At 50.5% G+C, this 24,405-nt stretch carries 19 protein-coding genes; 17 read left to right on the top strand and 2 right to left on the bottom strand.

From position 1 onward, the window contains the following. Window positions 1-9: 9 nt before the first annotated feature. From aceE to AZF00_RS11410, 13 genes are all read left to right on the top strand, one after another. Window positions 10-2,655: a pyruvate dehydrogenase (acetyl-transferring), homodimeric type gene (aceE, locus tag AZF00_RS11470; RefSeq protein WP_040803441.1), complete on the top strand. Its 2,646-nt coding sequence runs from the start codon at window positions 10-12 to the stop codon at window positions 2,653-2,655. A 21-nt stretch (window positions 2,656-2,676) separates the two neighbouring features. Next, window positions 2,677-4,317 (top strand): dihydrolipoyllysine-residue acetyltransferase, encoded by a 1,641-nt coding sequence (aceF, locus tag AZF00_RS11465; RefSeq protein ID WP_008249253.1) that lies wholly within the window; start codon window positions 2,677-2,679, stop codon window positions 4,315-4,317. 337 nt (window positions 4,318-4,654) lie between these two features. Then, window positions 4,655-6,142 (top strand): circularly permuted type 2 ATP-grasp protein, encoded by a 1,488-nt coding sequence (locus AZF00_RS11460; RefSeq protein WP_008249254.1) that lies wholly within the window; start codon window positions 4,655-4,657, stop codon window positions 6,140-6,142. Then, window positions 6,139-7,071, top strand: coding sequence for an alpha-E domain-containing protein (locus tag AZF00_RS11455; RefSeq protein WP_062383809.1), 933 nt, complete (start codon window positions 6,139-6,141; stop codon window positions 7,069-7,071). The genes AZF00_RS11460 and AZF00_RS11455 overlap by 4 nt, the downstream gene beginning before the upstream one ends. 216 nt (window positions 7,072-7,287) lie before the next feature. After that, the gene (locus AZF00_RS11450) at window positions 7,288-9,819 is read left to right on the top strand and encodes a circularly permuted type 2 ATP-grasp protein (RefSeq protein WP_008249256.1); all 2,532 of its coding nucleotides are present in this window, start codon (window positions 7,288-7,290) and stop codon (window positions 9,817-9,819) included. Next, complete coding sequence (locus AZF00_RS11445) at window positions 9,816-10,883, top strand: transglutaminase family protein (RefSeq protein WP_008249257.1); 1,068 nt, start codon at window positions 9,816-9,818, stop codon at window positions 10,881-10,883. Before AZF00_RS11450 ends, AZF00_RS11445 begins: the two co-directional genes overlap by 4 nt. A gap of 158 nt (window positions 10,884-11,041) precedes the next feature. Then, window positions 11,042-11,905 carry an SDR family NAD(P)-dependent oxidoreductase gene (locus AZF00_RS11440; RefSeq protein ID WP_062383807.1) on the top strand — a complete coding sequence of 288 codons (864 nt, stop codon included), beginning with the start codon at window positions 11,042-11,044 and terminating at the stop codon, window positions 11,903-11,905. A gap of 139 nt (window positions 11,906-12,044) precedes the next feature. After that, window positions 12,045-12,878 (top strand): alpha/beta fold hydrolase, encoded by an 834-nt coding sequence (locus AZF00_RS11435; protein WP_062383804.1) that lies wholly within the window; start codon window positions 12,045-12,047, stop codon window positions 12,876-12,878. A 1-nt stretch (window position 12,879) separates the two neighbouring features. Beyond that, the gene (locus AZF00_RS11430) at window positions 12,880-13,668 is read left to right on the top strand and encodes a fumarylacetoacetate hydrolase family protein (protein ID WP_062383801.1); all 789 of its coding nucleotides are present in this window, start codon (window positions 12,880-12,882) and stop codon (window positions 13,666-13,668) included. A 44-nt stretch (window positions 13,669-13,712) separates the two neighbouring features. After that, window positions 13,713-14,627, top strand: coding sequence for an acetaldehyde dehydrogenase (acetylating) (locus AZF00_RS11425; RefSeq protein ID WP_062383798.1), 915 nt, complete (start codon window positions 13,713-13,715; stop codon window positions 14,625-14,627). A gap of 12 nt (window positions 14,628-14,639) precedes the next feature. Then, a complete protein-coding gene (gene dmpG, locus AZF00_RS11420) occupies window positions 14,640-15,668 on the top strand; it encodes a 4-hydroxy-2-oxovalerate aldolase (protein WP_008249263.1) in 1,029 nt (342 codons plus the stop codon). Between the two features lie 140 nt (window positions 15,669-15,808). Beyond that, on the top strand, window positions 15,809-16,930 hold the full coding sequence (locus AZF00_RS11415; RefSeq protein WP_008249265.1) for a helix-turn-helix transcriptional regulator: 1,122 nt from the start codon (window positions 15,809-15,811) through the stop codon (window positions 16,928-16,930). Window positions 16,931-16,979: 49 nt separating this feature from the next. Further along, on the top strand, window positions 16,980-17,735 hold the full coding sequence (locus AZF00_RS11410) for an SDR family NAD(P)-dependent oxidoreductase (protein ID WP_040803445.1): 756 nt from the start codon (window positions 16,980-16,982) through the stop codon (window positions 17,733-17,735). A 16-nt stretch (window positions 17,736-17,751) separates the two neighbouring features. Here the strand turns inward: AZF00_RS11410 and AZF00_RS11405 are convergent, their stop codons facing one another. Next, window positions 17,752-18,489 (bottom strand): hypothetical protein, encoded by a 738-nt coding sequence (locus tag AZF00_RS11405; protein ID WP_062383795.1) that lies wholly within the window; start codon window positions 18,487-18,489, stop codon window positions 17,752-17,754. A gap of 88 nt (window positions 18,490-18,577) precedes the next feature. Next, window positions 18,578-19,054, bottom strand: a complete 477-nt coding sequence (locus AZF00_RS11400) for an Lrp/AsnC family transcriptional regulator (RefSeq protein WP_062383792.1) — start codon at window positions 19,052-19,054, stop codon at window positions 18,578-18,580. 798 nt (window positions 19,055-19,852) lie between these two features. Here AZF00_RS11400 and AZF00_RS19725 point away from each other — a divergent pair. The 4 genes from AZF00_RS19725 to AZF00_RS11380 are packed head-to-tail and all read left to right on the top strand — an operon-like array spanning window position 19,853 to window position 24,396. Continuing rightward, window positions 19,853-21,271: a c-type cytochrome gene (locus AZF00_RS19725; RefSeq protein WP_062383789.1), complete on the top strand. Its 1,419-nt coding sequence runs from the start codon at window positions 19,853-19,855 to the stop codon at window positions 21,269-21,271. After that, on the top strand, window positions 21,268-23,034 hold the full coding sequence (locus AZF00_RS11390) for a cytochrome c oxidase subunit I (RefSeq protein ID WP_008249277.1): 1,767 nt from the start codon (window positions 21,268-21,270) through the stop codon (window positions 23,032-23,034). The genes AZF00_RS19725 and AZF00_RS11390 overlap by 4 nt, the downstream gene beginning before the upstream one ends. After that, window positions 23,034-23,714 (top strand): cytochrome c oxidase subunit 3, encoded by a 681-nt coding sequence (locus AZF00_RS11385; protein WP_008249279.1) that lies wholly within the window; start codon window positions 23,034-23,036, stop codon window positions 23,712-23,714. The genes AZF00_RS11390 and AZF00_RS11385 overlap by 1 nt, the downstream gene beginning before the upstream one ends. Before the next feature lie 4 nt (window positions 23,715-23,718). Further along, window positions 23,719-24,396, top strand: a complete 678-nt coding sequence (locus AZF00_RS11380; protein ID WP_008249280.1) for a heme-copper oxidase subunit III family protein — start codon at window positions 23,719-23,721, stop codon at window positions 24,394-24,396. The last annotated feature ends 9 nt before the right edge of the window (window positions 24,397-24,405 follow it).

Raw genomic sequence — 24,405 nt, 5'->3', positions numbered from 1 at the left:
GACCACGATTTGCGCGAAGACCTAGACCCCCAAGAAACTCAAGAATGGCTCGAAGCCCTTGATGGTGTGTTGAAAAACGGTGGCCGGGCCCGCACCGCGTTTTTGATGAAGCGGTTGGCCAAACACGCTGCCCGCGCCGGTACTCAACTGCCGTCCGCAATAACCACGTCCTTTCGCAACACCATTGAACCTAGCGACGAACGGCGCATGCCCGGCGACTTATTTATGGAGCGTAAAATTCGCTCGATGATTCGTTGGAATGCGCTGGCAATGGTGATGCGTGCGAACGACAATAATGAAGGCTTGGGTGGCCATATCTCCAGCTTTTCCTCGTCGGCGACACTTTACGATGTGGGTTTTAACTATTTCTTCCGCGGCGGCGAAAAAGCGGATTTAATTTATTATCAGGGCCATAGCTCCCCTGGTATGTATGCGCGCTCCTATCTTGAAGGACGTATTGACGAAACCCAGCTCGACAATTTCCGTCGTGAAGTCGACGGTGGCGGTCTGTCCTCATACCCACATCCATGGCTGATGCCTGATTACTGGCAATTTCCTACCGTGAGTATGGGGCTTGGCCCGATACAGGCTATTTACCAAGCGCATGTAATGAAGTATCAGCACAGCCGCGGTTTGGTGGATCACGGTGACCGTAAAGTGTGGTGCTTTATGGGCGACGGTGAGAGCGATGAGCCGGAATCATTAGGTTCAATCGCGTTGGCGGGCCGCGAAGGCTTAGATAACTTAGTATTTGTAGTGAACTGTAATTTGCAGCGTCTCGACGGCCCTGTGCGCGGTAACGGTAAAATTATTCAGGAATTAGAAGGCGTATTCCGTGGCGCTGGCTGGAATGTGGTCAAGGTAATTTGGGGTCGCCATTGGGATAAATTGCTGGAAAAAGACAAAACCGGTTTACTGCGTCGGCGTATGAATGAAGTCGTCGATGGTGAATTGCAAAACTATAAGGCCAATGGCGGCGCCTATACCCGTGAGCATTTCTTTGGCAAATACCCAGAACTACTGGAATTGGTTAAAGACCTGTCTGACGACGATATTATGTATTTGAATCGCGGCGGCCACGACCCCTATAAAGTCTACGCAGCCTATGCCAAGGCCATGGAAACCAAGGGGCGGCCTACGGTCGTGCTGGCAATGACCGTAAAAGGTTACGGCTTGGGCGAAGGCGGAGAGGCTCAGAACGAAACGCACTCAGTGAAAAAGCTGGGCGTAGAAGAGCTCAAAAAGTTCCGCGATCGTTTCGGTGTGCCCATCAGTGATGAGGACCTGAAATCTGTTCCCTATTACCGCCCCGCTGAAGATAGCCCAGAGATGGTCTATATGCGTAAGCGTCGCGAAAAACTCGGTGGGTTTCTGCCTGCGCGTCAGGCTGATTTTGAGGCTCTGAAAATTCCTGAGCTCGACAGCTTTAGTGCTCAGCTAAAGGCCACCGGCAAACGTGAAATTTCCTCGACCATGGCCTTTGTGCGAATGCTGTCGAGCTTAGTGAAAGACAAAGAGATTGGTTCTCGTATCGTGCCTATCGTGCCGGATGAAGCGCGAACCTTTGGCATGGAAGGTATGTTCCGTCAGCTGGGTATCTACTCTTCTCAGGGCCAGCGTTACACCCCTCATGATTCTGACCAGATTATGTATTACAAAGAAGACAAGCAAGGTCAGATTTTGGAAGAGGGAATTACCGAAGCGGGCGCGTTCTCTGCGTGGTTGGCGGCGGCGACCTCTTATAGTAATCATCACTACCCAATGATTCCCTTTTATATTTTCTACTCTATGTTCGGCTTTCAGCGAATTATGGATTTGGCATGGGCAGCCGGCGATTCCCAGGCGCGGGGCTTTTTGTTAGGCGCAACGGCGGGGCGAACTACCCTGAACGGCGAAGGGCTGCAGCACCAAGATGGTCACAGTCATTTAATGGCGAATATGATACCTAACTGTGTGTCGTATGACCCGACTTACTCTCATGAGTTGGCGGTAATTATTCAAGACGGCATGCGCCGTATGTATCAAGACAAAGAGAATGTCTTCTATTATGTAACGGTGATGAATGAGAATTACGCTCATCCAGATATGCCGGAAGACAGTGCCGAGGGCATAATCAAAGGTTTGTATTGCCTGGCGCCCAGCGCGATGAAAAAGCCGAAACTGAAAGTTCAGCTCATGGGCAGCGGCACTATCTTGCGCGAGGTTGAAGCGGCGGCAGAGATATTAAAAGCTGATTATAAAGTAGAAGCCGACGTGTGGAGCGCGACGAGTATCAACTTGCTGCGCCGTGACGGTTTGGATTGCGAACGCTGGAATATGTTGCATCCCGAGAGTGACGCCAAGCTGCCATACGTAACGCAGCAGCTTCGCGGTCGCCAGGGGCCGGTAATATGCGCTACTGACTATATCAAATCGTATGGCGAGCAATTGCGACCCTATATTGAATCGCGCTACGTAGTTTTGGGTACTGACGGTTACGGCCGCTCAGATACCCGCGCCAAACTGCGCGCACATTTTGAGGTTGATCGTAATTATATTGTGGTGGCTGCGCTCAAAGCGCTGGCCGATGATGGCTTGATCGCATTAAGTGTGGTCAGCAAGGCTATTAAGGCCTTTGGTATTGATACTGAAAAAGCCAACCCGCTTTATCGCTAATTTATAGAGAAGGATTTTTTTGTGGCTAAAGAAACGGTAAAAATTCCTGACCTCGGTGGCGGCAGTGTTGATGTTATTGAGGTGTGTGTGGCAGTGGGCGATGTGGTCGCCAAAGAAGATTCGCTCGTGGTTTTGGAATCAGATAAAGCGTCAATGGAGATTCCGTCACCCATGGCGGGCAAGGTTTTAAGCATTAGCCTCAAAGAGGGGGCGACTGTCGAAGCCGGTGACGCAATTCTTGAACTTGAGGTTGAGGTTGAGGCTGAGACTGAGGATGCAAAGCCTGACGCGAAGGACCAGGCGGCTCCCGCTGCGTCAGCCGCCCCTGAAAAAACAGCTCCGGCGGCAGAGCCGGCCCAGCCAGCGAAGCAGGAAAAAAGCTCGGCACGGGAAATGATTAAAGTCCCAGATGTGGGCAGCAGCGACGGCATTGATGTCATCGAAGTGTGTGTTGCGGTTGGTGATGTCATCAGTGAAGGTGACTCGCTGCTTGTCTTGGAGTCAGATAAGGCGTCGATGGAAGTGCCGTCACCGTATAGTGGCAAGATCACCAAAATTGTCATGAAGGTGGGTGACAGCGCTAAAGTGGGCGCAGAGATTGCCGAAATAGAGCGAGAGATTGATGCTACTGGGGATGTAAGCGACGCCAAGGTGGAGGCATCAGCACCAGAAAAAGAAACGTCTACACCGCCGGTTGCGAGTTCGCCAGCTTCGGCGGCACCGGCTGCGAAGCCTGAGCCGACGGTAACGAGTCACGCCGATGTTTACGCCGGCCCTGCGGTTCGAAAACTGGCGCGGGAGTTTGGTTTAGAGCTTGAGCAAATGACGGGAACAGGGCCTAAAGGCCGAATTCTCAAAGAGGATGTGCAACAATTTGTTAAAGACTTGGCACAGGGCAAGGCGAGTGGCGCGGGTTCTAGTGGCGCAGGGCTGCCATCAATTCCCGACATCGACTTTAGCCAGTTTGGTGAAATCGATATTCAGCCATTAACGAAATTGCACAAGCTCACCGCGCTCAATATGCATCGCAGCTGGGTGAATTTGCCTCATGTGACTCAGTTTGATGAGGTGGACATTAGTGAGTTAGAAGATTTTCGCACTGGCTTAAAGCGTGATGCTGAACAGCGTGGCGTAAAATTGACTCCGCTGCCGTTTTTGCTCAAAGCCGCTGCAGTGGCCTTGCAGGCACACCCTAAGTTTAATGCTTCGCTCAGCGCCGACGGCGAAAACATGGTGTATAAAAAATACATCAATATTGGTATTGCTGTTGATACACCCGCGGGCTTGGTGGTGCCGGTGATTCGGGATGTAGATAAAAAGTCGCTGTGGGATTTGGCTGCAGAAACTGCGGAGTTGGCGCAAAAGGCCAAGGATCGCAAGCTTAAACCCGCAGATATGCAAGGTGGCTGCTTTACTATTTCTAGTCTCGGCAGCATTGGTGGTACCGGTTTTACACCAATCATCAATGCCCCCGAGGTGGCCATTATGGGTGTGTCTAAGTTGGCAGTTAAACCAGTGTGGAACGGCAGCGAATTCGTACCCAAAAAAATGCTGCCTGTGTCGCTGTCTTATGACCACCGCGCAATTAACGGGGTGGACGCTGGCCGGTTTTTCACCTTTATGGGCACCGTACTTGCAGATATTCGACGTTTATTGCTGTGAACCAAGCCTTTAATACCCGCTAAGCAATGGCTACGCCATAAAAACCTTCTTCACTTCGCGTGCAGGAGGTTTTTTTTGCTCAAATAAATGGTCTGAGTAGAGCTTAGATAGCAGCAAATCGCTAATTAGAAGCTATGATGGTGAACAGGCCTTGAGTAATCCCCATTGCTGTGCGACTTGGCTTAGCTATTGCTAAGTACTATGTAAGTTAATGGGGCAAGTCTATGACTTTATATTGGTTTTGCTCCTTGGTGTGGCCGAGCAGGAGCTAAGACTGCACCGTGATGGCGCGTTTTAGTAGTGGCTACGTGTTTACAATGTTTTGGATACGATGCGTATGAGTGAGAAGAAACACGAAGGGGCTGATGGAATAGACTGGAGTCGCTATCCGTCGACCGATTTTTTTGACGAAATGATTAACAATAAGGGCAAAGCGCGTCCGGTGAGCCGGAAGATCGCCAAACTTTTGGGTGATTTGAGTGCTGAAGAACTCGAGAGTCGCAGGGTGGCTGCAGAGAGCACCGTGCGGGATATGGGCGTAAGTTTTACCGTGTATTCAGATGGCGAGAACATCGACCGTACTTGGCCATTTGATTTGATTCCCCGCGTGATTAGCGCAGAAGAATGGGCGCACACTGCGAAAGGGCTTAAGCAGCGGGTTAAAGCCCTTAATATGTTTATTAACGATGTGTACCACAAACAGCGCATTTTCAAAGACGGCGTATTGCCTGCCTATTTAATTAAAGACTCAAAGAATTTTCGGCCAGAATGTGTTGGTATAAATCCACCTAAAGGGGTGTGGGCACATATTTGCGGTTGCGATTTGGTGCGTGATGCGGACGGTAAGTTCTATGTATTAGAAGACAATCTGCGGGTGCCTTCCGGGGTGGCCTATATGTTGGAAAATCGGGAGGTCAGCAAGCGGGTGCTGCCCGAGTTTTTTGAAACCAATATCATTCTGCCAGTCGACGATTATTCGACTAAGCTCTTTAATATGTTGGCCTCGGTTTCGCCGCGCCGTGTGCGTCAACCTGAAATTGTGATTCTAACCCCCGGCATCTACAACTCCGCTTATTTTGAACACGCGTATTTAGCCCAACAGCTAGGCGTTGAGCTCGTTGAGGGCAGCGATTTATTTGTCGATGACGACGACTGCGTTTACATGAAATCGATTTCTGGTCTTGAGCGGGTCGATGTTATTTATCGCCGTATTGATGACTTGTTTTTGGACCCTGAGGTGTTTCATCCAGATTCTATTTTGGGTGTGGCGGGTTTAATGCGGGCTTGGCGGGCGGGCAATGTAGCGCTGGTCAATGCGCCGGGAGCCGGGGTGGCTGACGACAAAGTGGTCTACGCTTACGTGCCTAAAATGATTGAATACTATCTTGGCGAAGAGGCGATTTTACCCAATGTCGAAACCTATCTTTGCGATGATCCCGAACAACTGAAATATGTCTTGGCCAATATTGAGCAGCTGGTTGTAAAACCCGCTAATGAGTCGGGTGGTTACGGCATGATGGTAGGGCCCCATGCGACCAAAAAGGATCACGAGGAATTTCGGAAATTGGTGGTTGCAAACCCACGCAATTACATTGCCCAGCCAACGCTAAAGTTATCCACCGCGCCAGTCTTAACTGGGCCTGGCGTTGCTGAACCACGCCATCTCGATTTGCGACCATTTGTTTTACAAGGAAAAGGGCTAGATGTGACGACCGGCGGGCTGACGCGCGTTGCCTTAGTAAAGGGCTCATTGGTCGTCAACTCCTCGCAGGGTGGTGGCAGTAAAGATACTTGGATTGTGGCTGAACGGGAGGTGAAGTCATGATGTTGTCGCGCGTTGCAGAACGAGTGTATTGGTTTGGTCGCTACCTAGAGCGTGTAGAGAGTATGGCGCGGCTTATTCAGGTTTATACCGGCTTACTCTTTGATTTACCTCAGAATACCGGGATTAGCTGGCATAACTTGGTTATTGCAAGCGGCAGCCACGCTGAATATAACCGCCGTTTTTCCGTACAAGACGAAAAGCGGGTAGTGAAATTCTTATTAGAGGACCTTAGTAACCCCAGTTCATTGGCCTCGTCGCTGCGTATGGTGCGGGAAAATATTCGCACCACCCGAGATATGTTGCCTCCAGAGAGCTGGGAGCTGGTGAATGAGTTTCAGATTTTTGTTAATGAAAACATGGCTCAGGGCTTAAATCGTCGTTATCGTCATGAATTTCTTGAGCAAATTGTTAAAACCTGTCAGCAAATTAACGGTTTGATTGCAGACACGATGCGCCGAGATGCCGCTTGGCATTTTTTGAACTTAGGACGCAGCCTTGAGCGCGCCGATATGACTATTCGTATCTTGGAAGCGGGCGCGAGTATGTCTAGCGATTTTATAGAGAATGACACCAACCATGTGCTGGACGTGGTGTGGGGTAGCGTATTGGGGACCCTGAATGCCACCATGCCTTACCGGCGCACCATGAAAGTAGCGGTTAATGGTGATGACGCAGCGCGCTTTTTACTGGAAGACACGCTATTTCCTCGTTCGGTTGCCTGTGGCTTGTTGAGAATGCGTGAATCCGCAGAGTTATTGCCGGGTAACGAGACGGTTATTAACGCATTGACTAAATTGGTGAATACGGTCGCCAAGGGGAGCGACTATAATGATGTGTCTGAGGGCTTTCCCGCTTATCTTACCGCGCTGGAACAAAGCTCTATAATTATTCACTCTGCGATCCAAGACAGTTGGTTTAAGCACACTTAAATTGGGTGGGGGCGGTCTAGGGGCTTGAATATTTGCTCGGCTCAGGTACTTGCGGTAGTCTTTCCCTCCTCGGAATTTCCCCCTAGTAGCAAAACGGGCTTTTCTGGTAGGTGATTATCATTGCCAAGTAGAACATAAGCTTTAAACAGCGGGGTAGCGGTGTTCCCAGTTTCCGGGAAATCCCTTTTATTGAACTCGTATTTTGGCATCGCATCCATGTTAACTGACCGGTTTGTCTACACACCCCAGCACGAACAGTACGACGAAGTCGTAGACCAAGACGGTCAGATTCGTGAGCATTGGCACTACCCTATGCGGGTCATGAATGCCATGGGAATGGATGCCCTACTTGAGCGGCAGCGCACTGCCAAACGTATTCTTAGAGACGACGGTGCTAGCTATAGCCCTGGGGGGCAGCTAAATGTCAGTCACACCTGGAATCTCGATTTACTGCCCTTAATCCTCTCTAGCCAGGAGTGGGAGGGCATTGAAAACGCGCTGCGTGAGCGCGCCGAGTTGCTCAATCTCATTCTCCGGGATTTATACGGTGAGCGCAGTCTCATCTTAAACAAGGTTATTCCGCCAGCGGTATTGTATAGCCACCCCGGATTTTTGCGGGCCTGTGATGGTATTCGGCTGCCTGGCGAGCATCAGCTCATTTTCCACGCATCTGACTTGGTGCGCTCAGCAAGTGGTGAGTGGCTGGTTATTGGTGATCGCACCCAGGCGCCATCGGGAACCGGATATGCCCTAGAAAACCGCACGGTATTGCGGCGGGTCATGCCCAGTTTGTTCCGTGACGCTCATGTTCATCGTTTGTCTAATTTTTTCTTACAGTGGCGTCGCAAGTTGGCGGAACTCAGCCAAACCAAAGATGCGCCACTTGTTGTGTATTTGACCCAGGGCGCATTTAAAGAGAACTCATTCGAAGACGCTTATTTAGCAAATTATTTGGGCTACCCTCTAGTGCAAAGCCGCGACTTAACCGTGCGCAAAGGGGGCTTGTGGTTGAAGTCGCTAGAAGGTTTGCGCCGGGTAGACGTGGTTTTAAGGCGTATCGACGATAGCGTTGCTGACCCTGTTGTATCTCGACAAAGTTTTGGTCAGGGCATTCCCGGTTTAACCGAAGTCGTGCGCGCGGGCGGCGTGGTTATCGCCAATCCGCTGGGCAGTGGTATTCTTGAAAACCCCGTGTTGGCTAAGTATATGCCGGCCATCGCTCGTCACTTTTTGGGGCGAGATCTGCGCTTAAACTCGGTGCCGACATGGTGGTGTGGTGATGCGGCTGACTTGGAATACGTCAAAGCCCATTTTGCTGACTTATTAATTCGCCACACCTGCCGGGCACCTGGCAGGCACAGTGTGTTTGTCGCGGAACTCAATGCGGAGGAGCGCGCTAGCCTACTGGCTAAGGTGCTTGCCAATCCGGTTGATTATGTCGCGCAGAGCGCTGTGCGCCCGTCGCAGACCCCCGCGCTTGATGGCAAGGTGTTTAGCAGTCGTCCTTTGGTTTTGCGCAGTTTTACGGTTGCCAGTGGCAGCTCTTACTCTGTGATGCCGGGGGGCTTGACACAGATTGGCAGCCATACTGATACCCAGCACATAGTGAGTCAGTACGGTGGGGGCAGTAAAGATACTTGGATTATTGCCTCGGAACCCGAAGTTGAAGACAGCGTTTTTGAGCCGGAGAAATTAGCGCGGCAGTCCCAAGCGCTTGATCGTAATTTCAGTTTGCCGAGCCGGGTAATCGATAATTTATTTTGGTTTGGCCGCTACGCTGAGCGCGCTGAATCGGGCTTGCGTCTTGTGCGTACGGTGTTCGAGGAACTCAATAGTATTGAACCCCTCTCGCCGGAAAGTCGTCGGGTGTTGTTGTGCTCGGTTACCCACGTTACGGGAACGTATCCAGGATTTACCGCTAAAACCGCAGACTTTAATGCGCCAGAACACGAACTGCTGGATATCGTGTCAAACCGTTCTCGACCAGGCAGTATTGCACATTGCTTAGAGGCCATTTTGCACTCCGCCGACGGCGTAAAAGAATTGTTATCGAATGATATGCTACGTTTAGTGAATGATATTCGCGACGGCATGGAGTTCTTAAATAAGAATTTAAAAAGCAGCTTGCAGGCGGCGCCAGATGAGTTGCTCGACCCCTTGATAACGAGCTTGCTGGCACTTTCCGGGCTCAGTCAGGAGAGCATGGTGAGAGGCCGGGCGTGGCGCTTTATGGAAATGGGCCGACGCCTTGAACGGGCACAGAAAACAGTTGAGCTGCTGACCCGTATGTTGGTGGTTAATGTTGGTGATGGCCAAAATGTGCCGCTGCTTAAGCCGGTGTTGGCGAGCCTAGAGTCGCGTATTGTCTATAAACGTTATTATCGCAGTGGTTACCGTCTCGATAAGGGCATGGAATTGTTGTTGTTTGATCGTGAAAATCCGCGTTCGGTCATGTTCCAGCTAGAGAGTTTGCGCAGCCATCTTGAAGAAGTGCTAGGCCCCAATAAGGGGATTCAATTAACGGAAGACATGCGCTGTATTTTGCGGGCGAGTAACACCTTGCTTATGTCACGCTTGGATGAGTTGGCCGCAAGGGACGAGGCTAGCGGTGAACACCTGAAATTGGGTGAATTACTCAGGCAGTTAGACAGTGATTTAAAGGCCGCGTCTCAGGCATTGGCAGATCGTTACTTCGATCACGCCGCTGGGCCGCAACCCGTTGAAATGAGTGGCAGGGGCGAGACATGAAATACCGCGTCAAACATTCAACACGCTATGATTATGCCGATCAAGTGAACCAAGGCTATAACGTTGCCTATCTTATTCCGCGCGAGTGCAATGGGCAGCGGGTGAATTTTAGTGATATTCGAATTATTCCGACGCCGGCAAGCAAAATTAAACGGGTCGATTATTTCGGTAATGTCGTTTGCCACTTTACGGTGGAAAAGCCCCACCGAACCCTCGAAGTCATTGTTGATAGTGAAGTGGAAATTGCGCCGTCGGAGCCGCGCTTGCTTAGTGGCGGTATTACCTGCGCGGAGGTGCGTGCAGCGCTTATAAATGGCAGTAATACGGAAGATGTAAAAGCATCCGAATTTTGTTTTGATTCCCCAATGATTGCGGTAACAAGAGAGCTAAGTGAATTCGCGGTCGATTTATTTAGTCCGGATCGCCCGTTTCTGGAAGCAGTGAGCGCACTAAATTCGCGTATTTTTAATGACTTTAAATACGATCCGGGCTTTTCAACGGTGGCTACGCCACTGAAAGATGTGATGGCGAGTCGTCGTGGTGTATGCCAAGACTTTGCACACCTCGCCATTGGTGTTTTGCGGGGCATGGGGTTTGCCGCGCGCTATGTTAGTGGCTACCTAGAGACCTTGCCGCCGCCAGGTCAGGTCAAACTGGCGGGCGCAGATGCATCTCATGCGTGGTTTGCGGTTTATATTCCCGGTGATGATTGGCAAGATTTTGACCCCACCAATGATGTTATGCCTGCGGATCAGCATATTACTACCGCTTGGGGGCGGGATTATTCTGATGTAACACCCTTAAAGGGCGTGGTATTTGGTGGCGGCGGTAAGCAAGTGTTGTCGGTGGCCGTGGACGTGTCACGGGCGGAGTCGCCCTCCGAACGCGCCTTGTTTGCTGCCAATGGCGCTCCTACTCGGCGTTTGGACGATCCGGTGGCGCAAAGCCCCGGGCTGCCCAATCAGCAGAGTCAGAGCCAACAGAACCAGAGCCAGGCCCAGGCCAGCCCCACTCAAGCTTTGCAATCGCAAACTCAGTCACAACTGCCGCCGCGCAGCGTATAAGCTATACGCAATAAGGTGGTTAGGACGGGTACTGTCACTCCCGTCATCCCCTTGACCGTTTCGGTCACTCCAATGTGTTTAGGCCCGTGCTAGTGTGGGCCTAAATACGTCGTCGCGTTCGTCTGGCGTTTTCCAAAACAATAATTAGTGAGAAGCTCATGTCGGCTCAAAATACCTTAATAGCTTTGGTCACTGGGGCCAGTCGTGGTGCAGGGAAGGGTATCGCGCTCGCTTTGGGTGATGCTGGGGCCACGGTATATGTTACTGGGCGCAGTGCTAAGGAAGGCGAGGCGTCACTGCCGGGCACGGTATTTGCGACTGCCGAGGAAGTTAGCCGCCGCGGTGGCCGAGGAATTCCGGTGGTGTGCGACCATGCAGACGACAGTCAGGTCGAATCACTTTTTGCACAAATAGCCGCCGAACAGGGTCGTCTCGATCTCTTAGTTAACAATGCACTGTGTGTTCCCGACGGTTTAACCATCGCCGGGCCTTTTTGGGAGAAGCCTTTAGCATTACAGGCGCTTTTAGATGTTGGCCTGCGTTCGACTTATGTGGCGAGCTATTTTGCGGCGCCACTGCTCTTGAAAAGCACAAGGGGGCTGATCATTAATACCTCGTCACCCGGTGGCCGCAGTTATTTGCATGGTCCTGCGTATGGCGCGGGCAAGGCCGCCGTCGATAAAATGGCCCACGATATGGCGGTGGATTTTAAAGCCTACGATGTGGCGGTAGTTGCCTTGTGGATGGGAATTTTAAAAACAGAGAGAACAATGGCCGCTATTGATGCCCAGCCTGAATTATATGGCCACATGTTGGCGATAGCCGAATCGCCAGAATACAGCGGTCGGGTTATCGCTGCGCTCTCTCAAGATCCTCAGCGTATGCAATACAGCGGCAAAGTGTGTATGGCCGCAGAGCTTGGCGAGCACTACGGCGTCGTCGATATTGATGGTCGGCAGCCGCCGTCGCCACGCGCCATTTTTGGCGGAGTTACCGAGTTTGGCGACGTTGTTATTCAATAGCGTGCGGCGAACTGTCGTCCATATGGGGTATTAGGGAGCGCGGGGCAATTCGGTAAAATCCCTCCTCTAAAATAGCGGTGAGACGGTGTTGGCCCAGCGTGGTTTGGCATGGTCTCCTATAAGCGGGGAGAACATCAAAATGGCATTACAGATCGCGGGTTTACCAGAGGGTCAGTATGCCACGCTAGCGAATGGCCAGCGTATTCACTACTTGGATCAAGGCGCTGGGCCTATTGTGGTATTTCTACACGGCAGCGGCAGCGGCGCAAGCGGGCACAGTAATTTCAAGTACAACTACCCTTATTTAGTTGACCAAGGCTTTCGCGTCATCGTGCCGGATCTTATTGGCTATGGTTATTCCGATAAGCCCGACGATGTGCAATATCACTTGGATTTTTTTGTTGAATGCATTCAGCAATTACTCGCCCAGCTTGATGTTGAACGCTGTGTTCTCATTGGCAACTCTTTAGGCGGTGCCATTGCCATTAAATACACCTTAGACAACCCCGCCTGTGTGGATAAATTGGTACTGATGGCGCCGGGTGGTATTGAGGAACAGGCAGATTATTTTCATATGCCCGGTATGCAGGTGATGAAGGAGGTCTTCACCTCTGGGCCGATGGCGCCAGAGCGCTTAGAGGACTTTATTCGCCGGGGCTTGGTGTACGACGATAGCATCGTTGACCAACAGCTTATTAATGAGCGCTGGGGCATATTTCAACAACAAAATAGCCAAGTTATCACCTCGATGGTGGTGCCCAATATGGCGTCTCGCCTCCAAGAAATCGAATGTCCAGTTTTGGCATTTTGGGGCGTGAATGAACAAATGATGCCGGAAACCGGCATACAAACCCTCGCCAAAAATTGTCGCCATATTCGTTTAACCCTAGTTTCTGAGTGTGGCCACTGGGTCATGGTGGAACACCGGGACATGTTTAATCGCAATACCGCCGATTTTTTGAGAAATAATTAATATGCACAAACAAGAAATTGAAGCGCTGGGTAATGCCTTGTATACCGCAATGCGCAGCTTTCAGCCTATCTCACCGCTCACTGAGCAAGCGCCAGGTATTACGCTTGATGATGCCTATTATATTTCTCTGCAGATGCTAAAGCGTCGTCTAGAAGATGACGGCGAAGTGGTGGTTGGTAAAAAAATCGGGGTGACCAGCAAAGTAGTACAGGACATGCTCGGTGTTCATCAACCTGATTTTGGCTTTTTAACTGATGCGATGGCGTACGCCAACGGCGCCGATGTGCCGGTTGCCGGTAATATGATTCAGCCTCGCGCAGAAGCCGAAATTGGTTTTAAGCTCAAAGCCGACCTACAGGGCCCCGGCGTCACCGAGGCCGATGTTTTGGCCGCTACCGAATGTATTATGCCGTGTTTTGAAATTGTCGATTCGCGTATTAGCGATTGGAAAATTCAAATCCAAGACACGGTTGCTGACAATGCTTCTTGCGGTGTTTATGTGCTTGGCGATAGCAGCGCAGACCCGAAGGGTTTGGATTTACCCAATTTAAAAATTACCGTGTGGAAAAATGGCGAGTTGCTCAGTGAAGGTCTGGGTAGTGCAGTGCAGGGCAACCCACTCACGGCAGTGGCCTGGCTAGCGAATACCTTGGGCCGCTTTGGGATTCCCTTTAAAGCCGGCGAGGTTATTTTGTCGGGTTCACTCGTGCCACTTGAGCCCGTTCAAGCTGGCGACAAAATGACCATGGAGTTACACGGAATTGGTCGCGCCGCTGTGCAGTTTGTGTAATTACATATCAACGGCACCTGAATTTACTATGAGAGTTAACAATAATGGCTGAAAAAATTAAGGCAGCAATAATCGGTCCGGGCAATATTGGCACTGATTTATTGATGAAAGCACTTCGCTCTGAATTTATCGAGCCGGTGTGGATGGTGGGTGTTGATCCAGATTCACCGGGTTTAACGCGGGCCGCTGACATGGGCTTAAAGGTCACCTCTGCGGGTGTTGACGGTATGGTGCCAACGATGCGCGCAGATGGTGTGCAGATTTGCTTTGATGCAACGTCAGCCTATGTTCACGCGGAGAATTCGCGCAAGGTAAATGAACAGGGCGCTCTCATGATTGATTTGACGCCCGCGGCCATTGGTCCCTACTGCGTGCCGCCGGTTAATTTGAATGACGCGCTTGCCGAGGGCTGCATGAACGTCAATATGGTGACGTGCGGCGGCCAGGCAACCATACCAATGGTAGCGGCGGTGTCACGGGTACAAAAAGTGAGCTATGGCGAGATTGTCGCCACGGTGAGTTCGCGTTCTGTTGGGCCAGGCACTCGCAAAAATATTGATGAATTTACCCGCACAACGGCTGGCGCGGTTGAGCAAGTGGGCGGCGCGACCAAAGGTAAGGCGATTATTGTCATCAACCCTGCTGAGCCGCCATTGATGATGCGTGACACTATCCATTGCCTAACAGTTGATACGCCCGATCAGGCCGCAATAACGGCCTCAGTACATGCCATGGTTGCTGAAGTGCAAAAATACGTACCCGGTTACCGCCTTAAAAATGGCCCAGTGTTCGAAGGCAATCGGGTCTCCATTTTTATGGAAGTTGAGGGGCTTGGCGACTTTTTGCCTAAATACGCGGGTAATCTCGACATTATGACTGCAGCGGGTTTGCGCACCGCTGAAATGTTTGCCGAAGAAATATTGGCTGGCCGTTTAACATTAAAGCCGACGGCTGCTTAAGGGGATACGATAATGGATTTACGCGGTAAAAAAGTCGTTTTACACGATATGTGCCTGCGCGATGGCATGCACGCCAAACAGCACCAAATCTCCTTGGACGAAATGAAGAGCATTGCTCGGGGCTTAGATGAGGCGGGTATGCCGCTAATTGAAGTGACCCACGGCGACGGCTTGGGCGGCGCTTCAGTGAATTATGGCTTCCCCGCTCACAGCGACGAAGAATACCTCAAAGCCGTGATTGGCGTTGTAAAAAACGCGAAAATTTCGGCCTTATTGCTGCCGGGTATTGGCACGGTTGATCACTTGAAGATGGCCGCAGATTTGGGCGTAACAACCATTCGGGTTGCCACCCACTGCACCGAAGCCGATGTTTCAGAGCAGCATATTGGCATGGCGGCCCAGATGGGCCTCGATACCGTCGGCTTCTTAATGATGACCCATATGATCGAGGCCGAGCAAATTGTCGAGCAGGCTAAGCTCATGGAGTCATTTGGTGCTAATTGTATTTATTGCACGGATTCTGCAGGTTATTTATTGCCAGACCAGGTTAAGGAGCGCATTGCGCTATTGCGTCGGGAGCTTAAGCCCGAGACTGAGCTTGGGTTTCACGCTCATCACAATCTCAGTTTAGGGGTGATGAACTCGCTGGTAGCGGTCGAGGCGGGTGCGAACCGCATCGACGGCTCGGTGGCAGGCTTGGGGGCCGGTGCAGGGAATACACCGCTGGAGGTCTTGGTGGCCGTTATGGACCGTATGGGGGTAAATCACGGTATTGATCTCTATAAAATTATGGATGTTGCCGAGGATTTGGTTACCCCCATCATGGATAGTCCAATAAGAATTGACCGAGATTCGCTGACCTTAGGTTATGCTGGTGTTTACTCCTCGTTCTTGCTGTTTGCCAAGCGCGCGGCTGAAAAATACGGGGTGTCATCCCGTGATATTCTGGTTGAGCTTGGCAAGCGCCGCACGGTCGGCGGGCAGGAGGATATGATTGAGGATTTGGCGCTGGATATGGCGAAGGCGCGCGGTTTAATTTAAGTCTCTAAACGCTCGCCGCACAGCTTATGCTCCTCGACAAACAGCGAAGTGTCGAGGAGTCGGCGCGCTAGCACTTTCCTGTTCATTGTTCTCGGTTATACTAGCGGCCCAAACATATAAGAAGGGTCGTTCATTCCGTTATGCTTATTGATCCCGCATTTGATGAAATTATTGCCACAATCTATCAGGGGCCGCTCGAGGAGGAGCCGTGGCAGGATTTTCTGTCAGTGTTGTGTAAGCTGATGGGCGCCGTATCGGTGACTTTGGTGCTGAATCCACCCTCGGAGAAGGGTTTGGGGGTGCTGAGGGTGGTGGGAGGCAATTTGGAAGGTATTGCTCGCTATCAAGAGCGTCTTTTCGCTATGGATCCGTTTCAGTCGTTGCGGCCCGGCGAAGTGAAAAGTTTAATGGAACTCGTGCCCGGTGAGAACTGGCTAGAGAGCGAACTTTATAATCTGTGTATGAAGCCGGCAGGGCTTTACGACTCCCTCGGTGTTGATATCCATGTGCCTGGCGAAATGGACGCCGGCTTACGGGTCGCGCGGGGTGAGCAGTCGCCAAGTTTTAACAAGGCCGATCGCGATTTAATTTATACCCTCTTACCTCATTTGGAGCGGGCACTGCGCCTGCATGTACGCTTAAATAAAATTGAGTCAGAACGCGCACTTTATGCCGGCGCAGTGGAAAGTTTGTCGCTGGCGACTATTATTCTAGATGAGAATGGTCGGGTGCTTAGTTGCAATCGCATGGCCGAACATTTGATTATTCGCGAACCCGATGTACGGGTTGAAGATGGGCGTTTAATCTTAGGAGACCAAGCGACAACCAAGAAGCTCCAGCGTCTCATAGACCGTATCCTCAGTCATAAGGTCGGGGATGAGCCCACGGTGGTGGAAGCGATGCGAGTTTGTCGAGACGGCGATTTTTCTGACCTTGGCGTGATTGCGCGGCCGGTACCGATGACCGAGTGGTCGGAGGGGAAGTCAGTACCCACCGTGGCGATATTTATTAGCGACCCGGAATACGGCGCTGAAGCGCCGGTGGCGGTAATCATTCAGCTCTTCGGCTTTACCCCTACCGAAGCGCAGTTATCGCTGTTATTAGCTGACGGCCTTTCCCTTGATGAGGCCTCAGCGGCGCTGGGTATGAGTCGCAATACGGCTCGCACACACTTGCGATCGATTTTTTCAAAAACCGGTGTCAGTCGCCAAACGTTATTAGTGCGCCTAATTCTTAAAAGTGTGGCACAGCTGGCCGACTAGTTAACGAAAGTGATGGTTTGCTTATTCATGGCAAGTGAGGATGGGCGATATGGCTATTTTGGAGAATAAAGTTGCGGTAGTCACCGGCGGTGGTCAGGGAGTCGGCGCTGGTATTGCACTTGCGCTCGCCGCCGAGGGCGCTGTGGTTGCGGTGCTGGGGCGCACATTAGCCAAGTTGGAAGCCACCTGTGCTGAAATTCACCACCGTGGTGGTGAGGCCCAAGCCTTTGTTTGTGACGTTACCGAGGCCGAGGATATCGACGCCGCCATAATGGAAGTTGTCGATGAATTTGGCAGTATCGATATTCTGGTCAACAATGCTCAAATTGTTCCCCTTGGTCGTCTCCTCGAGATAAATGATGACGAATACCAAGAGGGCATGGATTCTGGCCCGCTTGCCACCTTTCGCTTTATGAAAGCCTGTTATCCCTTTTTACGCGGTGATGGCAGTATTGTTAATCTCGCCAGCTCCGCGGCAATGCGTTCCGACTCCGCCGGGTTTGGCGCCTACGCGGCAGCAAAAGAGGCCATTCGAGCATTGAGTCGAGCTGCGGCCTGTGAATGGGGCGAAGACAATGTCAGGGTTAACTGCATTATGCCCCTGGCGATGTCACCCGCAATGAGTCGCTGGGTTGAAGGCGGTGGTGATGACGTAGAAGACTTTCTTAGTACGGTTCCCCTTGGTCGCGTGGGCGATTGCGAGGAAGACGTTGGCCGCGTGGTGGTGTTTTTGTGTGGTCCCGATGCGAGTTACATCACCGGCCATACCTTGCCTATTGACGGTGGCCAAGCCTTTTTGCGTTAAGCTCCTGCCTGCGAAATCACCACTTTATTTTGTATTCCACGCCAATCGCGAGGTTGTTTACATCGCTGCGCCGATACTCATTGAGCCGATATTCGCTGACGATATATAAATTTTCTATCAGGCGATAGCCAAGCTGTGCTTCGGCAACGACCGGGTTTGACGGTATCTGCCTGGCTAGGTCTTCATTGAAAGTGTGGTCGATAAATCCTGCTAAATAAAGCCGGTCGCTGAGGCAGGGGAAGCGCAGCGCAAATGAATGCTCCAGTTGCCAAACCCTTGCATCGCTGTCGTCGATTTGAATAGCGTGTAAATTAACAGCGTAGCTAAGGTTGATTTTGGCGAAAAAGGATTGCAGCGCGGGGCTGTCATTTATGCGCCAGCGTATGCCAAATCGCAGTCGATCATTGTCTTCGCCGCTGCGCATATTGTACTGCACAGTTAAATCCAGTGGCGATGAGTCGTGAATTTGCCAGCGAATATTTTGTTCGGTGTAGTAGTTGCTGGTGTCCCCTAGCTCCTTGTCGGCAGGCTGATTGCCTATATTAAGCAAGCTGAAATAGGAAAAACGCTTGGGGAGTGTCGCGGCAATATTTAAGGTGAAAACACTGTCGTTGTCGACATCAGAAAGATACGGATAAACATTAAAATCTAAAAAGCCCGATTGGCTATTGTGTGCTTCTGCAGACCACGTTTGGCTGCAATATATGGATAATATGCCGCTGAATACCAGTGTTTTAAATTGCTTCCAGGTCAATAGCCTTACTCGCTTATTCTAGAAATGCGTCCTTACAAGCTAGCATAGCGCTGGCAATCTTGCCTTGTTCGTACAAAACTATTCCCGACTAAAGTTGAGTTTTTAGTGGTAACTCGGTGGTGTTTTTAATTTCGGTTACGGCGATATGAGAGTGCAGTTCGCGAATCATTGGCAGGGCTAATAGGCGGTCACGAACAAAACTTTCGTAATTGCGGATGTCCTTCACAATTATTTTTAACATATAGTCCCAGATCCCCGTCATGGTGTAGCACTCGACGACCTCGTCAAAATTGCGAACTGACGATTCAAATTCCACCAGATTTTGGCGGCCAGAGGTTGTTAAATTGACAGTGGCAAACACCACCAAATCCATACCGAGTGTTTGCCGATTGAGAACTGCGACTTTCTTGAGAATGAGGCCGTCTTGTTCAATTCGATTAATACGTCGCCAGCAGGGCGACTGCGACATGCCAACAATATCCGCAACCTCACTTGAGGTTTTGCTGGCATCAGATTGCAAAATACTAAGAATATTAACGTCTTGGCGGCTTAAATTGGCACTCATTGGGATTCCTTTTGATTCCAATTGCTTTGTTTAGGTCTATTTTATGCAGAATTATTGGCGTAATGGAATCACGAGTGGCGTTATTTAAATCTGGAATAGGGCGCAGGGTACGAAAAATGGGCTGCTAGTGCCTGCTTGTGGGAGCGGGAGGCGTAATTTTGGCGGAGGCTTGATGCTCTTTTGTCTTGGGGAATAATTAAGGGGCTAGTGATGCTTATACCGTTTTAAGCTTAGAATAATTTTTTTAGTAATTTAATCTCATTTTTATTCGGTATAGTGGTGTGGTTTTAAAGTTGCAAAAATTTCGATAACTGATTGTTTTTAAATAATAAATTAATAATATATTGTCTTGTTTATGGCGCGTCATTATTGATTGCTAACTCGATGTAATGAAATTATTTGTGTATTGATAATTTTAAAATGCCGAAAATTGCTTTAGTTTAGTTGTGAACTTCGCTTGCGAAGAAGCAGTGCGATGGTTGTTGAAAAAACCAATAAATAGCTAAAAATAATGTGACGGCATTTAAGTGGTAATTGCACTATATGCCGCTATGCTTACAGAGTGATAAATCGTTGCTGAACAATTAGTTGTAGGGCAGGGCTGGGGGCTAGTCTATGGCGCTAATCTCGGTAGTTTACGGTATGTAAACCTGTCGTTTTATCGAAGCAGCGGATTCGCAAAAAAGAATAAGCAGTCATCGTAAAGACTGTTGCTTTGGTGAAATGGGATGCGGTAAACGCAGTCTGGCGCAATGCCAGGTTTTACTGATACCTGATGAACTCGATAAGGGATGCGTCATGGTAATAGCACTAATTATTTTAGGACTGGTGATTATCACGGTTCTGTTCCATCTCTACAGCCCTTGGTGGCTGACGCCCATTGCGTCTAACTGGGGTGCTATCGACACCACTATCGAAATCTCCTTCTGGATTACCGGCCTGGTTTTCATTGCCGTTAACTGCTTTTTAGCGTGGGTAGTGTGGCGCTATAAACATACCGGTAAGCATCAGGCGCATTATGAACCGGAAAGTAAAAAACTTGAATTATGGCTTACCGGTCTCACCGCCATCGGCGTTATCGCCATGCTCACCCCCGGTTTAATTGCCTGGGCTAAGGTTGTGAATGTGCCGAGCGAGGCGACGAATGTTGAGGCAATTGGTCAGCAGTGGCAGTGGACCTTTCGGTTCCCCGGCGCGGACGGTGAGCTTGGCGGTGCCGATGCACGCTTTGTTACTGCGACAAACCCCTATGGTATTGATCCTGAAGATCCCAAAGGTCAAGACGATCTCATCGTAAACAGCCATCAATTGCATCTGCCAGTGGGCAAACCGGTGAAGATGCTTTTGCGCTCAAATGATGTGTTACACAATTTTGCGGTGCCGCAATTTCGAGTAAAAATGGATTTGGTGCCAGGCACCGTGACCTATCAATGGTTTGAACCTAGCCGGGTTGGCACCTTTGATATTCTTTGTGAAGAGCTCTGCGGCGTCGCGCACTTTACCATGCGCGCCCAAGTGATTATTGAGGAAGAAGACGCCTATTTAGCGTGGTTGAACCGCCAGCCGACCTTTGCCCAAACTCAGCGTAGCCCAGCGCCAGACCTAGTGGCGGGCAAACAGCTGTATTCTACGTGTGCCGCCTGTCACGGCGTGAACGGCGGTGGTTTGGCCGCAATGCAGGCACCTAATTTAAGTGGCTTGGCGGCGTGGTATATGGACCGCCAGCTGCGCTATTACCGCGAGGGCATTCGCGGGGCTCACCCTGCAGACAGCAGCGGCCAACAAATGGCCGCTATGGCGAAGTCGGTGACTAAGGCTGAAGATCTACACAATCTGCTCGCCTATATTGAAAGCCTGCCCGTGGTGGCTGCGCCCGCTACCTTGGGTGGTGACCCTGCACGCGGCGCCCAGGTTTACCAGCCTTGTGTCGTTTGTCATGGCGCTAATGGCCAGGGCACTGCGGCATTGCAAGCGCCGCAACTGGCAGGGCAGGCCGATTGGTATTTATACACGCAGCTAAAATATTTCAGCACCGGCTGGCGGGGCAAGCACCCCAAAGATCAGTACGGTTCCCAAATGCGCTTAATGACCAGCACGATTCAAAGCCCTGAACGTCTGCAAGATTTACTGGCGTATATCGCGACCTTGCCAGTGTCGGGTAGCCATCAAGAACAGCTTGCACGGGCAACAATTGCAGAGGGGGTGCAACAACCATGACACATATTGCCATCGCTGATCAAACCGCTCATTTACACCATCCTAAAACCTTTATTGGTAAATATATTTGGAGCCAAGACCACAAAGTCATCGCCATTCAATATTCGGTAACGGCGATATTTGTAGGTTTAATAGCCTTGTTATTGTCGGTGCTCATGCGCCTGCAATTGGGTTTTCCCGGTGAATTTAATTTTATTAGTCCGGATGCCTATCTGCAGTTTGTGACCATGCACGGCATGATAATGGTGATTTATCTGCTTACTGCGCTGTTGTTAGGCGGCTTTGGCAATTACTTAATTCCGCTGATGGTCGGTACCAGAGACATGGTGTTTCCGTATTTGAATATGCTCAGTTACTGGTTTTATCTCGCGTCGGTTATTGTCTTGCTGAGTAGCTTTTTTGTGACTGGGGGCCCGACCGGCGCAGGTTGGACTTTGTATCCGCCGCAGTCGATATTAGCTGGTACTCCGGGAGCGGGCAGCGGTATTGTGCTAATGCTATTGTCGCTGACGATCTTTATTATTGCTTTTACCATGGGTGGTCTGAATTACGTCACCACAATTTTTCAAGCCCGTACACGGGGCATGACCTTAATGCGTATGCCCTTGACTATTTGGGGTATCCTCACCGCGACCATCCTCGGTTTGCTGGCGTTTCCGGCGCTATTGGTTAGCGCCATCATGATGTTGTTTGACGCCCTATTAGGCACTAGCTTTTTTATGCCAGCGATAGTGTCCTTGGGTGAGCCCTTAAATCACGAGGGCGGCAGTCCCATTCTGTTTCAGCATTTGTTTTGGTTCTTTGGTCACCCTGAAGTGTACATCGTGGCGCTGCCAGCCTTTGGTATGGTCAGCGACGTTTTGAGTGTTCATGCTCGCAAGAATATCTTTGGCTACCGCATGATGGTGTGGGCAATTGTTATTATCGGCGGGCTTAGTTTTATTGTATGGGCCCACCATATGTATGTTAGTGGCATGAATCCGTATTTCGGCTTTTTCTTTGCTACCACCACTTTAATTATTGCCGTGCCTACGGCGATCAAAGTGTATAACTGGGTGCTTACCTTGTGGCGGGGTAATATCCATCTCACCGTACCGATGCTGTTTGCCATCGGTTTTATTTTCACCTTTACTCATGGCGGCTTAAGCGGTTTGTTTTTGGGTAACGTGGTGGTGGATTTGCCCTTATCTGACACCTTCTTTGTGGTTGCCCATTTCCATATGGTGATGGGGGTGTCGCCGATAATGGTCCTGTTTGCGGCGCTCTATCATTGGTTTCCACTGGTTAGCGGAAAGCAATTGCACACCGGTCTTGGCAAAGTGCATTTTTGGGGTACTTTTCTTGGTACTTATGCGATTTATTTACCGATGCATTACTTGGGCTTTCTCGGTGTACCGCGGCGCTACTACGCACTGGGTGATACCTCGTTTATTCCGGAGTCGGCCCACGTCTTAAATGAAGACATTACCATTGCCGCGATTATTGTTGCTCTATTCCAGCTGGTGTTTGTCGTGAATGTAATCTGGACTCTGCGCTCAGGTCCACGCTCGGTGCGCAACCCTTGGGGGGTTGCGTCCCTAGAGTGGCATACTCCCGATGTGCCGCCAGCGCACGGCAACTGGGGCGACGCATTACCAACTGTGCATCGCTGGGCCTACGATTACAGCGTGCCGGGCGCCAAGCAAGATTTCATCCCCCAGCATGTCGCCGAAGAAAATGTGGAGTACGAAGCCGGTGGTCGCCGGGTTGGGGAGGGTGAGTAATGGGCTGGTTTGGAATTCTGTCAGAAAAACCATGGATCCCCGAGGCGCAGGGTACGAGCGCTGAATGGGGTCGTACCGCTTATACCCCCGCGGTTAAAATATCACTGCGGTTTATGCTAGTGATTATTAGCGTATTTTTCCTGCTGTTTTTCGTTACCTTTATCAGTCGATCTCAATACGACGACTTTTTAGCGCTAGCTGGCGAGCCCTGGCAACCTTTTACCAATTCTATGCGGTTGTGGATTAACTCCGGTGTATTAGTGTTGGCCAGTGTTGCAATGCAAGGAGCCGTTTATGCACTGCGCCGCAATCACCATTTTCGCCTACTGGTGCTGCTAGCGACAGGCGCGGTACTGGCAATACTTTTTATTATTTTACAAATATCGGTATGGCAGTTTTTGGCCGGGATGGGCTACAGCGTTGCAGGCAATCCGGCGAATAGTTATTTTTATATCTTAACTGGCTTACACGTTTTACACCTTGTTGGTGGTTTGGTGGCACTGGGACGGGTGGTGAATAGCTTGCGAGAGGAGGGCGATTTACAGAATCGCCACGCGGCGATAGAAGCCTGCGCGGTGTATTGGCATTACTTGTTGGGCCTATGGTTTGTATTGTTTTTCATACTGACCCGCACTCCTGAAACCTATGCACTTATTGCCGCAGCCTGCGGCCTGGGATGAGATCATGGCGAGTATTCCCGCAGTGAATGCAAAGAGTAGTTATTGGCAGAATCTAGTCAATGACTGGGGCGCCGACAGGGAGGTGTTTAAGCTTTCCTGGGGCAAGCTGATGATGTGGATATTCCTACTCAGTGATACCTTTATCTTTAGCATTTTCCTTATTGGCTATATGAACGTACGGATGTCAGCAACGGACAGTTGGCCCCTGACGAGTGAGGTGTTTGCCTTACACGTTGGTGGCGCGGACATCCCTTTGCTGCTCATTGCGATTATGACGTTTATTCTGATTACCAGTAGCGGCACCATGGCAATGGCGGTTAACTGCGCCTACCAGCGCAATAAAGCCGCCACGTTTAAATTGATGATTGCCACAGCAATTCTCGGCGCCAGCTTTGTCGGGATGCAGGCGTTTGAGTGGAGCAAACTGATATTAGATGAAGGCGTTAGGCCTTGGTCTAACCCTATGGGGGCCGCTCAGTTTGGCTCCGCGTTCTTTATGATTACCGGTTTCCACGGTGTGCACGTAAGTATTGGCGTGATTTATCTTACCGTAGTTGCTTTTAAGGTGTTGCGAGGCCACTACGATGAGCGGGGTTTTCAAATCGTTGAAATAACCGGCCTGTATTGGCATTTTGTCGATCTGGTTTGGGTCTTTATTTTTGCCTTTTTCTATTTGTGGTAAGGAGCTCAA

It is taken from the genome of Zhongshania aliphaticivorans, from assembly GCF_001586255.1.
Taxonomy (GTDB): domain Bacteria; phylum Pseudomonadota; class Gammaproteobacteria; order Pseudomonadales; family Spongiibacteraceae; genus Spongiibacter; species Spongiibacter aliphaticivorans.
The sequence above is the reverse complement of the archived record's forward strand: the minus strand, read 5'-3'. Positions and strand labels throughout refer to the sequence as shown.

What these genes read in the sequence shown, in the direction of transcription:
- AZF00_RS11440 (WP_062383807.1), top strand. Translation starts at nt 11,042, where the DNA reads ATGTCGGCTCAAAATACCTTAATAGCTTTGGTCACTGGGGCCAGTCGT.
- AZF00_RS11460 (WP_008249254.1), top strand. Translation starts at nt 4,655, where the DNA reads ATGAGTGAGAAGAAACACGAAGGGGCTGATGGAATAGACTGGAGTCGC.
- AZF00_RS11425 (WP_062383798.1), top strand. Translation starts at nt 13,713, where the DNA reads ATGGCTGAAAAAATTAAGGCAGCAATAATCGGTCCGGGCAATATTGGC.
- AZF00_RS11430 (WP_062383801.1), top strand. Translation starts at nt 12,880, where the DNA reads ATGCACAAACAAGAAATTGAAGCGCTGGGTAATGCCTTGTATACCGCA.
- AZF00_RS11455 (WP_062383809.1), top strand. Translation starts at nt 6,139, where the DNA reads ATGATGTTGTCGCGCGTTGCAGAACGAGTGTATTGGTTTGGTCGCTAC.
- AZF00_RS11380 (WP_008249280.1), top strand. Translation starts at nt 23,719, where the DNA reads ATGGCGAGTATTCCCGCAGTGAATGCAAAGAGTAGTTATTGGCAGAAT.
- AZF00_RS11385 (WP_008249279.1), top strand. Translation starts at nt 23,034, where the DNA reads ATGGGCTGGTTTGGAATTCTGTCAGAAAAACCATGGATCCCCGAGGCG.
- AZF00_RS11390 (WP_008249277.1), top strand. Translation starts at nt 21,268, where the DNA reads ATGACACATATTGCCATCGCTGATCAAACCGCTCATTTACACCATCCT.
- AZF00_RS11410 (WP_040803445.1), top strand. Translation starts at nt 16,980, where the DNA reads ATGGCTATTTTGGAGAATAAAGTTGCGGTAGTCACCGGCGGTGGTCAG.
- AZF00_RS11415 (WP_008249265.1), top strand. Translation starts at nt 15,809, where the DNA reads ATGCTTATTGATCCCGCATTTGATGAAATTATTGCCACAATCTATCAG.
- AZF00_RS11400 (WP_062383792.1), bottom strand. Translation starts at nt 19,054, where the DNA reads ATGAGTGCCAATTTAAGCCGCCAAGACGTTAATATTCTTAGTATTTTG.
- AZF00_RS19725 (WP_062383789.1), top strand. Translation starts at nt 19,853, where the DNA reads ATGGTAATAGCACTAATTATTTTAGGACTGGTGATTATCACGGTTCTG.
- dmpG (WP_008249263.1), top strand. Translation starts at nt 14,640, where the DNA reads ATGGATTTACGCGGTAAAAAAGTCGTTTTACACGATATGTGCCTGCGC.
- AZF00_RS11450 (WP_008249256.1), top strand. Translation starts at nt 7,288, where the DNA reads ATGTTAACTGACCGGTTTGTCTACACACCCCAGCACGAACAGTACGAC.
- AZF00_RS11445 (WP_008249257.1), top strand. Translation starts at nt 9,816, where the DNA reads ATGAAATACCGCGTCAAACATTCAACACGCTATGATTATGCCGATCAA.
- AZF00_RS11435 (WP_062383804.1), top strand. Translation starts at nt 12,045, where the DNA reads ATGGCATTACAGATCGCGGGTTTACCAGAGGGTCAGTATGCCACGCTA.